The organism is Aulosira sp. FACHB-615, from assembly GCF_014698045.1.
GTDB lineage: Bacteria > Cyanobacteriota > Cyanobacteriia > Cyanobacteriales > Nostocaceae > Nostoc_B.
Map to the genome: position 1 here is coordinate 267,763 of NZ_JACJSE010000008.1, position 13,295 is coordinate 281,057.

Below are 13,295 nucleotides of genomic sequence, written 5' to 3' on the forward strand. Positions count from 1 at the left end.
TTGTAGCTTATCTAACACAGGACTTACGCGCAAAGATTATCTGTGGAGATTGGGTGTAAGGGTGAAAGGGTTTGGGGGGTAAGGATTTTGAATCAGCACACCCTTATACCCCTGAACCCCTACACCCTCGCCAAAACCCTTGATTTTTCGTTTTGATGCGTAAGTCCCATAACATTGAGCCTGTCATGTGAATTAATTTTGAGGTATTGCTGCACAGGTTAATGCGGTTTGTGCCTGACTAGGAGATTTATCGGCAATTAATTCTATTTTGCCTTGGGCATTACGTCGCCAGCCAGTTGCTTGCACTAGTACTTCTGGAGACTTCGGTATTTGTGCTTGTGCAGATTTTGTGGTGTGGAATGCAGAGATATCACGAGTATCAGACCAAGTGCGATCGCCCCAAATCTGCTGCGTGGGATTTTGCGGTATACCACCTCTGCCTGTGGCGACAAAACTACTACCACTGGTATCTGCACAACCACTAGCAATTTGCTGCGATGAGTCAGTAATATTTGCAGGTAATTCCACTAAACCAGAATTGGGATCAACACTGACATTGTTAATATCGACTGTACCGTTCACACCAAATTGCGAACTGGCGCTGATGTCGTTTTCTGGAGTGAGTTGATTACGGAATTTTAGCCCAAATATACCTTGAGTAGTAATGTTAATGTTCCCACCACGACCACGGACAGCGTTGGCAATAATATCACTATTACCAGTGCCGATGATCAAGGGGGTATTGATAGTAATGTTACCACCATTGCCTGTAGTGCCAGCTTCGGCGTTGAGGAGACTGCGATCGCTCACTCGCAACAATTCAGACAGATTTAACACTAAGTTACCGCCATCACTAGAGACTGTAGAGGCGTTGATTTGAGCATTTTCCTTGAGAATCAATGATCGCCCGGTAATCTCAACCGTCCCACCATTACCAGTTCCGGTACTGCGACTGGTAATTTGTGCGCCAGTTTGCAAGTTAATGCGATCGCCTGCGGTAATATTTAAGTTACCCGCTTTTCCTGATTGGGATGAGGCGGTGGAAACAATCGCATTGTCAATCAAATCTAAAGTCCCAGTGTTAAATTTCACCGTACCACTGTCACCACTACCCGAAGATTGACTACTAATGGTGCTTTGATTGAGTGCGATCGCGTTAGCTATGACATCGATTGCACCTGCATTACCAATACCTGTGGTGTTACTGGAGATGATACTTTGATTGCTGAGTTGTAAAGTGCCTGTATCCAGTGTAATTTCACCACCCTTACCACTACCACTGGTACTGGCTGAGATTATACCATTGTTAAGTTCTACGGTGTTAGCTGCCTGACGCTTGATATTTCCCGCATCGCCACTTTCAGATAAGGATTGACTAGTAATGTTGCTTTGATTAAGTGCGATCGCGTTAGCTTTAACATCAATTGCACCAGCATTACCACTACCTGTGGTGTTGCTGGATATAATACTTTGATTATTTAGTCGTAAATTGCCTGTATTGAGTGCAATTTCTCCACCCTTGCCACTACTACTTGTACTGGCTGAGATTGTACCATTGTTAAGTTCTACGGTGTTAGCTGCCTGAAGCTTGATATTTCCCGCATCGCCACTTTCAGATAAGGATTGACTAGTAATGTTGCTTTGATTGAGTGCGATCGCGTTAGCTTTGACATCAATTGCACCGGCATTACCAATACCTGTGGTGTTGCTAGAGATGATACTTTGATTGTTGAGTTGTAAAGTACCTGTATTCAGGGCAATTTCTCCACCCTTGCCACTACCACTTGTATTAGCTGAGATTTTACCATTGTCAAGTTCTACAGTGTTAGGCACATTAAATATAATATCTCCCGCATTGCCACTGGCAGATGTTGAGGAGTTAATGGAACTGCCATTGAGGAAGGAGAGGCGATTTGTGGTGACATTGACATCTCCAGCTTGTCCAGTACTCTTTGTAGTGGTGAAAATTTGACTATTATTCAATGTCGTTAAACCAGGACTGGTAAGGGTGACATTACCGGCGGAGTCCCTACCTTTGGTATCGCTTTCAATTAGGGTGTTAGTTAGAGTAAGGTTCCCCGCACTACTAATGTTGACATCACCTGATCGCCCTTTGCCATCAGCCGGAATGTTGATTGTGCCTGTTAATGCGGTTCTGATGGTGATTGGTTTACTTGTTTGGATGGCCAGATCAGCGATCGCCAAATCGCCCTGTCCCAAAATCGACACCATCCCTGCCTCAGCAGCAGAAGATGTTGTTACTACTGTCAATCCAGATATCTGGTTTAGAGCATCTAATCTTACAGAACCACCATTGTTTGCAGTTCCTTGGGGCGCAACGCTAAAACTATACAAGTTACTGCCGTTGCCCAAAATATCCCCGTTTTGTGCAGTCAGGGCGATATCACCACCCTGACCGCTATTCCCTACTGCTGAGTATGAGAATGAGTTTAAATTGCTCTGGTTAGAGAGGTTGCCATTGATTGCTGTCAGGGTGATATCGCCGCCATTACCACTATTACCCGTTAAGGAGTGGGACAGGGATGACAACTCGGCTTGGTTAGAGAGTTTGCCATTGATTGCAGTGAGAGTGATATCGCCGCCTTTGCTACCATTCCTCGCCGTTGATTCCATTCGGCCCTGGCTGGAGAGGTTGCCATTGGTTGCAGTGAGGGCGATATCGCCGCCATTACCACTCTTCCCGAATATTGAGTTGGAAAAAGACAATAAACTGCGCTGGCTGGAGAGGTTGCCATTGGTCGTGGAAAGAATTATCTTGCCGCCATTGCCACTTGTACCATAAAAGGTCAACAGGTATGAAGATGCGCCGTCGACAGAAAGATTGCCGTTAGTGGTAGTGAGGGTAATATCGCCGCCATTCCCTCCTTGATTGAGTCCGAATACTGATGAATCTAGACCGCCATTGACAGAAAGATTGCCGTTAGTGGTAGTGAGGGTAATATCGCCGCCACTCCCACTTGTAAGGAATGAAAGAGAAGATGAGTTCACATTGCCATTAATCGAGATATTGCCATTAGCGAACAGCTTGATATCGCCACCATTGCCACTATTCCCAAAATACAACAAAGCCGAGGAATCTAAGTTTCCTGTGACAATATCCCCAGCAGCATTCAGGGTAATTGCACCACCATCTCCCCCTGTTGTATTTGATGTGTTGATACTGCTTACCCTAATACTTCCCGGTGGCAAACCTGCTACTGTCCCCGTCGTGAAGCTCAATTGTGGCAAATTTGCAGTCGGTACTGATGCCACCCCTGCCCGCAAAATCGCCGCAGGTTGTGTTGTGAGTATCAGATAATCTGGGTCGCTACTGGGAACGCTCACATCAGGTCCGGTAATCACAATATTACCCCCCTCAATGCTCCCTGTGGCTTCCACCTTCAATGCCACCCCTGTGTAATCACCAAACACTACATCCCCATTGGCATAAATTATCGGGTCAAACAAACTCACAAACTTCCCTGGAGTCCCTGCTAAAGTCTGAAATGAGAGATTGCCACCACTCAGGAAATGTGCATCCCCAGAAATATTCCCGTTGCTAATCAAACTCAGATTACCCCCACTCTGAAGGGCGGCTACTGGATGATTCAATGCCAGGATATCAATGTTTTGATTTCCTTGAATTGTTAAGTTTCTGCCTGCTTGGGCAAGAAATGGAGTTGTGGCATGATCCCTAATTTGCACTGTGTCTTGGGCTTTGAGGGTTAAATCTCTCCCTGCTACCAGTTGTCCTTGTAAGTCTAGGCTACCTGCTTCTAGTGTTAAATCTTGTCCGGTGGTGAGATGACTCTCGACTCGAATCGGTGCGGAATTCTGCCCCATTTGTAAGCCAATTGGTACACTCATGGTTAACAATGGCTTGGTACTGGGATTTGTGGCACTAAATTCTGTACCATCGGCAAACTTTATACTATTGGCTGTTGTAGCGATAAATGAACCACCAATATTTAAGCTGGCATTTTTCCCAAAAATCATCCCGGATGGGTTGAGTAAGAATAAGTTGGCACTACCATTGGCTTGAATTAAACCATCAATGTTAGAAACATTGCCGCCTGTTACCCGACTAAATATATTTTGGATGTCTGCGGCATTGTTAAAGACTGCGGAACCATTGCTAGGCAAGGAGAATTGGCTGAAGCTATGAAATAAATTATTGCCGATACGGGTGCCATTGGTGATGCTGTAATGATTACTCCCACTTACAGCAGTGTTGAGAGTCCCATCAGGAGTTACCTGAGCGTTTACACTACTGTTGCAAATAGCAGATGTCACAATTGCACCAATTAAGCCCAAACCAGCAATAGTTATTTTCATTAATCTATTTCTTGTGTTCTATTCCATATTTATCTTTCCCCAGACAATAATCTTTTTAACAGTAGTTAATTTTCGGCTACAGCCGCACAGGTTAAGGCTGATGGTATCGGTGAATTAGTATTAGCTGCAACAAGCTCAATTTTGCCTTGGGCGTTACGTCGCCAGCCAGTCGCTTGCACAAGGGTTTCTGGTGATTTTGGCATTTGGGCTTGTACTGATTGTGTTTTATGGAATGCAGATATATCGCGGATGTCTGACCAGGTGCGATCGCTATTCAACCCTTGTGTCGGATTTTGTGGTATTCCACCTCTGCCAACGGCAACAAAACTACTACTAGTATTAGCATTGCAACCACTAGCAATTTGCTGAGATGGATCAGTGACATTTCCGGGTAATTCCACTAAACCCGAATTGGGATCAACACCAACATTATTAATTTCCACTGTGCCATTCAAATTAAACGCAGAACTGGCTGTAATATCATTGGTTAAATCTTCTCTTGGAGTCAGAGTATCGCGGAATTTTAGACCGATAATGCCTTGAGTTGTAATGGCAATATTACCGCCCTTTCCTTGCACGGCATTGGCAATAATGTCACTGTTTTCTAGCCCTACAATTACTGGTGCATTAATACTAATATTGCCACCATTGCCACTACCACCGGCTTCTGCACTAATAAAGCCACCATCACGCATGAGTAATAAATCTCGCAGTTGCAGGTTAATGTTTCCGCCTTCGCCTGCTTTTGTCGAGGCTAAAAGGTTTCCACCATTTTTAAGTGTGAGGGTGTTTGCATTAATTTCCAGATTACCTGCTGTCCCAGAGCCAGTATTTTGAACAAAAATTGTCGCATCATCAGAAACGTTAACAATGGGGGCGTTAATAGTAGTGTTGCCGGCATTGGCACGGGAAATTATACTAAAAGCACCAACAGGCAGAACAGCAGTACCAACATAACTGGGGGTTTCGCCAGGTTTTATACCACTCACATCAATTGATTCTGAGGCATTGATAGTCAGTGAACCTGCATTGCCTAAAATTATGCTAGAAGCCGATACTCTCCCACCATCTTGAACAGATAATTTACGGGTGTCAATGTTCAAATTGCCTGCATCACCAGGCCCAAAGGTAGCGGCCGAAACTAAAGTAAAATAACTACCTTTTGGCGCACCTGCACCTAATACCTGGATTGTATCTGCTTTGATATTTAGATCACCGCCCTTACCTGAAGAATAAGGTCTAGCTGCTATATTAGCTCCGGCTGAAACAGATAAATCTTGAGTGGAAATAGCAATATCCCCGCCCTTTCCCTTACCAAAAGAAGCAGCTAGTATTTGACTGACGGCTCGAAAAGCAAGCGGATCGCCTGATGCAAACCCATTGATATCTATTGCATCACTATTGATGATAATGTTACCCCCAGAGCCGGTACTAAATGTGCGGTTTAAGATGTAACCGCCTTGATCAATATTTAACTTCGGGGTATTAACGATGATCTGCCCCGCCGCCGCAGAAGATACGGTGTCATTAACTAAACTGCTAGAACTTGTAAACTTAGGGGATTTACCGCTAATATTCAGTGATTCTGTAGCATTTACAACAATATCACCAGCAGCTTGGTTACTTCGATTTTGGACTAACACCAAAGAACCATCACGGATACTTACTTGTTTCCCTTGAATGTTTACAGAGCCGCCATTTCCTCGGCTGAGATCGCGTGTAGATGCTAAAGCGCGTTGGGTAAGGGTAATATCACCAAAACTCGTTATGTTGGGATAACTCAGGGTAAATCCTTGAGAAGTGGAATTGAGAGTAACGTTAGCGTTACTGATGCTACCCAATTCTATTTTTCCTCCCGGTGCAGAAAGTAAACCGCCATCCAAGGCAATATTCCCACCCACTAATGCTAGGGTTTTGCCAGATTGTACTTGTAATCCTCTGGTGCCAATATTGAGTCCAGATATTGAAGATGATGCAAGAAAATTGGCATTGTGTCCGGCTCCTTGAACGGTAATCGCTCCTGGATTACTACCAAGTTGCAAACCAACAGGGACACTCATCGTTAATAAAGCTGGCGATGTGGTATTTGTGGCGCTAAACTTCAACCCATCGGCAAATACTATGCTATCGGCAGTTGTGCCGACAAAAGAACCACTGATGCTTAACTTAGCATTAGCTCCAAATACAATCCCGGCTGGATTTAGCAAGAATAAATTAGCACTACCTTGGGTGCTGATTGTGCCATCGATATTCGATACACTACCACCTGTAACACGAGCAAAGATATTTTGGACAGTAGTGGGATTATTGAATACAACAGAGCCACCTGTAGGTATGGAAAATTGGCTAAAGCTATGAAATAAATTATTGCCGACAAGAGTGCCATTAGTGATGGTGTAATTACCATTCACATCCGTCTTGAGAGTGTTATCGGAAACTACTTGGGCGTGAACACTACTGTTATAAACAGCAGCTATACAGATTGCACCGAGAAAGCCAAATCTACCAAAAGCTAATGTCATGAACCCAGTTCTTGTTTTTGATTCCGTGTTTATTGTTCCCAATGCAGTCAGATCAATTCACTTGATGGATATATAGATATAGCAGTCCTATTTGAGAGATGAACAAAAGAGACAAGGGAGACAAGGTAGACCCGAATTTCTCACGTATGGGTAGCGGGTGTGGAGAGAGGGGAGTGTGGGGAGTGTGGGGGGAAAGATTTTTTCACCATCCTCCCACACTTCCCACCCCTCCCACACCCCTGGATTTCTCACAAGAGAGAAATCCAGGGTAGAGAGATGTTTGTATATCATAGGACTTACGCAGTGAGACGAAAAACCAAGGGTTTTGGGAAGGGTGTAAGAGTTTATGGGTATAGAGGTGTATGTGTCCAAAACTCTTACACCCCATACCCTTTAACCCTTACACCCAGTCTCCGCAGAAAATTTTTGTGCGTAAGTCCTGAATCTATATGCGTCAATCTTGATGGCTATTAAAATAGTGAATACTGCATAGAGAAGTACAATCCGTTTTCTTGGAGCGATCGCTTGTCGCCCTCGACAGAGATAATTGGAATACCCCAATCTAAACGGGCGGAGAAGTTATTCCCTTGTTTCCATAACAACCCAAACCCAGCACCGACTAAGGTATTGGTGGAGGGATTGTCACCTTTACTATTCCAGCCTTGGCCGACATCAACAAATGGTGCTAGTTGTAAGACTCCTTGGATTTTTTTCGCCCGCACAATGGGAAAGCGAAATTCTGAGGAAAACAAGAAGCCGTTATCTGTGAGTAATGTATCTTGGCGATAACCCCGCACGCTTAACTGTCCACCTAATCCAAATTGCTCTAAAGGTACTAAGTTATTGGCGGCTAGTTGTAAATCAGCCCTAGTTAAAAACAAGGTATCTGGAGCAAATTGTCTTACCCACTGTGCTTGTCCTCGCCAACTAAAGAAGCGGCTATCGGGAGCCTCTTCACTCACACTTGCTCCCAACCAATCAACTCCCAAACTAAATTGCGATCGCGCGGCGAAAACTTGTGTGTTGCTGCGCTGGGTATACTCTTGGGTGAAGCGCAAGGCAGAAATTTTCGTTCTGCCATTATCATCGGCTCCAGGAGATAAGGGAAAGCCACCTATATTATCTAAACCAATGATTGTTTGACTTTCTTGGCGGGAGAATGATACCCCTACAGCTAACTCTTGAGTGGGCTTTTGCAGTAATGGTTGACGAAATCCGAATTCGTAGGCGGTGCTATTTGACTGAATATCTAGAACGCTGAAAGGGTCTTCTATAACGTTGTTCCAGCCTTGGTTAACACTAAAAGATACAACGCCGTTGTGGGCATTCACAGGCAATGTGTAACTAGCGGCAATTGTATTACTACCATTGGTATTGGTATAGCCCACATTCAAGGTATCCCCTAAACCTAATAGATTGGCCTCTTGGATATCTATACCCCGGCGGAAACTACCAACACTAGGCGATCGCCCATTATCCAAGCTGAGTGAGCCTGTGAAGGTGTCGGCTTCTTGAACTTCGACACGTAAGATATTGCGTCCGGGAGTTGTACCGGTTTGCAATTCCGCAGAGAGATTTTTAATGCGTGGATCGAGTCGGAGTAGTTGCAGTTTTTCCAGTAATCGCGGCACATTCAGGGGTTTTCCTGCACCTAGACGAATGCGATCGCGAATGTAGTTGCTATTCAATCGTCGATTACCCACGATTTTGATTTCTTGCAAACTACCTTCTACTACCTGAATTGTCACAACTCCTGCATCTAGTGTTTGGGGTGAAATTAAAGCCCCAGTGGTGACATAGCCTTTATCGGTGTAGAACTTGCTGATGGCTTCTTTGACTTGTAATAACTCTGTAAAGGATACTTCGCGCCCAATAAAAGGATCTGTAATCGGCGCAAAATCTTTTGGTGTAAATACTGTGCTACCAATAACTTCAATACGTTCCACCCGGAATTTAATATTAGGATCATCCTCTCCTGTCGTTGGCTGATCAGGTAATTCCACAGGCGGAAGTAATGGCTCTTTTTCTGATGGCTGTGGTAGCGCATCTGATGGTAAGGGCGTAACCGGAATTTCTTCTATCCTTCCTGGTGGTAAACCTTGCTGGTTGCTTGTTTGGGCGTATACCTGATGATAATTACACAATACTGCGGCAATAACAAACCCGAATGTCAAAGGTTTTAGTATTGTTATGCGCGGCTTACAAATCATTTGATGCTTGTGTGTATGGCTAATTATAAATTTTGTCTTCACACTAAATACCCACGCATAAATATTGAGTCATTTTTCTCGGCAATTATCAAAGTTACTTTTATATTTCAACTGATCAAAGTTGCCTTGCTTCAGTGATGTAAGGAGTATCATATATATATAAGATTACGCTTTATTTTTTACAAATGTACCCAGTGTAAATACTGTTTTTTCTTGATGAAGAAATTTGATTCCGCATGATTACAGATAATCATCAGATGAACTCTTATCGCGGCATTCCAGCATAACTTTTGTGATCCCGAACAACCCCTTTTAATCTGCCATGTCACAGACTGACTTGAGTTTTATCCTGGGAGTATGGTACATTTAGAATGAGGTTATTTGCTGTAAAAATTGGTTATGGTTATTTTGGCTAAAATTAACGTTTAACCATCAAACTATTAAAGATATCAATACAATTTATCGAATTCTTAGCCAGTCATTCAAAAAACATTGTTATTGATTAGCTATTTTTTAACAGAGATTAACCTAAAATTAACTTCTAGACTGCTGATAAAAAATAGTTACTCTTCAATGAAGGGTAAACTATCTTACTTACCGGGTTAATCTCTAAATTAGAAATAATACTAAAATTTATTAAAATAGTAAAAAAAATATAAATATCTAGTGTTTAAGAGTTTAATTATAGTAATGTTTATATTGATAAAATCAAAATCCAAAGTTATTAAATTAATATAAAAAACCAGAATTATTGCTGGAAAAAGTTTTGAACTTAGGATTAATGATTATAAAAAAATATTAACTTCTGCAACAGGCATATATGAGCAAAGCCAATGGTAAAACAAGTTTGTTGCAAAAACAATTATGGCAGCGCGAAAGACGAGCGATCGCATTTTTATCTTGTTTGAACTATCGCTCTGGAGAATTATCTAGCTACCTGCAAAGCATTGCCTGTGGAGTCAGCGAGTTATTAGAAATTGATTGGTCAGTCGTGACTGTTTGCCAAAAAGGATTTGAGAAAGTATTAGCCAGTAGTATGGATATGGGCGAGGGTGAGCATGTCTATTCACTACATGGTTTACTCACCGGCACAGTCATCGAAATTGGTCGCCCTTTGGCGGTAGAAGATGCAGTCAAAAATCCAGAGTATGGGCAGATTCCCGAAGGTTACTGTGCTTATTTAGGCATACCTTTAAAAACAGCAGAAGGAAAAGTCATTGGTACAATCTGCTCTTTTCACCGCCAGCACAGAGAATTTACACCAGAAGAAATTCAAGTAGCCGAAGTATTTGCCGAACGTGCAGCTACAGCTATAGATAATTATTATCTCTACCAACAACAGTGTGAATTTAATCAAATTTTAGAATCAGAAGTAGAAAAACGTACTATTGAACTGCGAACCGCCCAAGCCAAACTAGTAGAACAAGAACGCCTCGCAGCAATTGGTGAATTTGCTGCCATGATTGTCCATGAAATTCGCAATCCTTTGACAACAATGCTCATGGGATTAAAGTATTTCCAAAAGACTAATTTAAACCCAGCCGCACAAGAGCGATTATCGTTAGCATTAGGTGAAGCTTCTCGCTTAGAAAATCTATTGAGTGAAATTTTGCTTTATGCGAAACCTCAAGTGTTGCAACTGGATGAGTTAGAGATAAATGACTTGATTCGAGAGTTGCTGAAATTAATTTGGGAAATGCCAGAAGCCTTAGAACGGGAAATCAAATTTATCCCTAGCCCAAACCCAATCAAAGTTTTAGGGGATCAAGACAAGCTCAAACAAGTATTTATTAATATTGTGCGTAATGCTTGTGAGGCAGTGTCTCCTGGAGATGTGATTATTTGGGAAGTCAAAAATTCATCTTTAGATCAAGTTAGCATTAATGTTTGTAATGGTGGCGAGCCAATACCAGCCGAAATTCTTGCACAACTAACGCAGCCGTTCTTTTCTACTAAATCTAACGGAACTGGTTTGGGATTAGCCATTTCTAAACGCATTGTTCATGCTCATGGTGGAGAATTATCTATTCATTCTGATGCGGTATCTGGTACTACTGTTACAGTGCAATTACCTGTAGCAACGGTACGGAAAATGGGGGGAAATTAAGTCAAAAGTTAAAAGTTAAAAGTCAAAAATTCTCTGATTTTTGACTTCCTCGTAGGGGTGTAGGTGTTCAAAATTCTGATACCCCATCTCAACAACTCAATTTGTGTCAGTCCTCAGAGTCATTTCATACTTTGGTGATGTGGTTTATGATTACGCAAGGGTGGGGAAGTCAATAACCCCTACACCTGAAAATCTTACGTAAGTCTTATTTTTAAGTATCTAGTTTGAGGTGAGGACAATTGGTGCAACAACCAGAACTGCGGCAAAATTCGCCGATGCGATCAATTGGGCGCGTGTTGAAGAGTTTAGGCAATTACCGTTGGATTTCTGTGGGAGCTTTGATTAGTGTCTTACTATTAACAGTTGCCAATGCTGTGACACCGCAATTATTTCGTTGGGGAATTGATCAAGGTATTGCACCGCGTAACTTACAAATAGTACTTTATAGTGCAGCTTGGATGGTAGTAGCTGCGATCGCACGGGGTTTGTTTAACTTTGGTCAAAGCTATTTAGCTGAAGCTGCATCTCAAGGTGTGGCTTATGATTTACGCAACAAGATTTTCAGCAAAATTCAAAATTTAAGTTTTAGCTATCATGATCAGTCGCAGACTTCTCAATTATTAACCCGTGTCACCAATGACATTGAGCAAATCCGCACTTTTGTGGGGACTAGCTTGATTCAAGTGATTGGGGGATTAGTGACATTGGTAAGTATTGCCGTGATTTTGCTAGTGATGAATTGGCAACTGGCTTTAATTACCTTGTCGGTAGTGCCGATATCTGCATGGTTAATGGCAAGGTTTGTGAATCGGAATAACCGACTGTTTGGGCAAATCCAACAGCAATTGGGTAATTTGAATGCGGTTTTGCAAGAGAATTTGTTAGGGATACGGGTAGTGAAAGCCTTTGTGCGTGAGTCGGCGGAAAAGTCGCGTTACACAACCTTAAATGATGCCCTCGTCAGCGCAAATATGCAGACGATTATGGCTATTCGTAATACATTCCCGTTTATCTTTTTACTGAGTAATTTGGTGACACTGGCAGTCTTTGGCTATGGAGGTATGCTGGTAATTGGTGATAGCTTTTCGATTGGGGAATTAGTAGCATTTAACTCATACTTAGTGTTAATTTTTCAACCCATATTATTAATTGGGTTTGCTGCCCCAGCGATCGCCCAAGCCGCAGCCTCGGCTACACGAGTGTTTGAAATAGTTGATGCGGCTGTGGAAATCCGCGATCGCCCGAATGCGATGTTATTTGATACTTGCGGTGGCCGCATTACCTTTGAAAACGTTTCCTTTCGCTATCCGGGAGCCACCACAGAAGCTCTAAAAAATGTATCTTTTGAAACTAAGCCCAAAGAACTGATTGCCGTTCTAGGAATGACAGGTTCTGGCAAAAGCACAATTATGAACTTGATTCCCCGCTTTTATGATGTGACTGGGGGAGCGATTCGCATTGATGGGCGGGATGTGCGAGATTTTACACTCCAAAGTTTGCGATCGCATATTGGCATAGTCTTTCAAGAAAGCACCTTATTCTCTGGAACCATCCACGATAATATTACCTACGCTAAACCAAATAGCAGTTTAGAACAAGTAATAGAAGTGGCGAAAACTGCCCAGATTCATGATTTTATTATCAGCTTGCCCGATGGCTACAACACAATTGTCGGCGAACGGGGTGTGGGTTTATCTGGTGGACAAAAACAACGGATTGCGATCGCCCGTACCTTACTCACCGATTACAGTATTCTGATTTTGGATGATAGTACCTCTGCGGTGGATGCTAAAACAGCCACCCAAATTCAAGCCGAACTAGATAATTTAATGCAGCAAAAAGCTTGTGTCACCTTTGTGGTAGCCCAACGCATTAGTACAGTCAAAAATGCTGATCGCATTTTATTAATCGATCAAGGTCAATTGGTAGCCCAAGGAACCCATGAAGAATTGATGCAAACTAGTCCACTTTATGGGGCAATTCTCGAATCTCAAATTCAACATCATCAAGTAAAATCTTGATTTATAGCGTTTCTGATTCTAGTGAAGTACAAGCAAGAATAATTAACCGCAGATGGACGCAGATAAATTTGTACCTCAGTAGACTAAGAAAGGCTATATC

Annotated in this window: 5 protein-coding genes; 2 read left to right on the forward strand and 3 right to left on the reverse strand. The window is 42.6% G+C overall.

Annotated features, from left to right (window positions below):
• Window positions 1-192: 192 nt before the first annotated feature.
• The 3 genes from H6G77_RS16255 to H6G77_RS16265 form a co-directional block, all read right to left on the reverse strand.
• On the reverse strand, window positions 193-4,335 hold the full coding sequence (locus H6G77_RS16255; protein WP_190872129.1) for a filamentous hemagglutinin N-terminal domain-containing protein: 4,143 nt from the start codon (window positions 4,333-4,335) through the stop codon (window positions 193-195).
• Window positions 4,336-4,400: 65 nt separating this feature from the next.
• Window positions 4,401-6,857: an S-layer family protein gene (locus H6G77_RS16260; protein ID WP_190872130.1), complete on the reverse strand. Its 2,457-nt coding sequence runs from the start codon at window positions 6,855-6,857 to the stop codon at window positions 4,401-4,403.
• Window positions 6,858-7,327: 470 nt separating this feature from the next.
• Window positions 7,328-9,067, reverse strand: coding sequence for a ShlB/FhaC/HecB family hemolysin secretion/activation protein (locus H6G77_RS16265; protein WP_190872147.1), 1,740 nt, complete (start codon window positions 9,065-9,067; stop codon window positions 7,328-7,330).
• Window positions 9,068-9,887: 820 nt separating this feature from the next.
• On the opposite strand from H6G77_RS16265, the gene H6G77_RS16270 reads away from it, so the two are divergent.
• Window positions 9,888-11,174 (forward strand): GAF domain-containing sensor histidine kinase, encoded by a 1,287-nt coding sequence (locus H6G77_RS16270; protein ID WP_190872131.1) that lies wholly within the window; start codon window positions 9,888-9,890, stop codon window positions 11,172-11,174.
• Window positions 11,175-11,449: 275 nt separating this feature from the next.
• Window positions 11,450-13,195: an ABC transporter ATP-binding protein gene (locus H6G77_RS16275; protein WP_190872148.1), complete on the forward strand. Its 1,746-nt coding sequence runs from the start codon at window positions 11,450-11,452 to the stop codon at window positions 13,193-13,195.
• Window positions 13,196-13,295 lie beyond the last annotated feature (100 nt).

What these genes read in the sequence shown, in the direction of transcription:
- H6G77_RS16255 (WP_190872129.1), bottom strand. Translation starts at nt 4,335, where the DNA reads ATGAAAATAACTATTGCTGGTTTGGGCTTAATTGGTGCAATTGTGACA.
- H6G77_RS16260 (WP_190872130.1), bottom strand. Translation starts at nt 6,857, where the DNA reads ATGACATTAGCTTTTGGTAGATTTGGCTTTCTCGGTGCAATCTGTATA.
- H6G77_RS16265 (WP_190872147.1), bottom strand. Translation starts at nt 9,067, where the DNA reads ATGATTTGTAAGCCGCGCATAACAATACTAAAACCTTTGACATTCGGG.
- H6G77_RS16270 (WP_190872131.1), top strand. Translation starts at nt 9,888, where the DNA reads ATGAGCAAAGCCAATGGTAAAACAAGTTTGTTGCAAAAACAATTATGG.
- H6G77_RS16275 (WP_190872148.1), top strand. Translation starts at nt 11,450, where the DNA reads ATGCGATCAATTGGGCGCGTGTTGAAGAGTTTAGGCAATTACCGTTGG.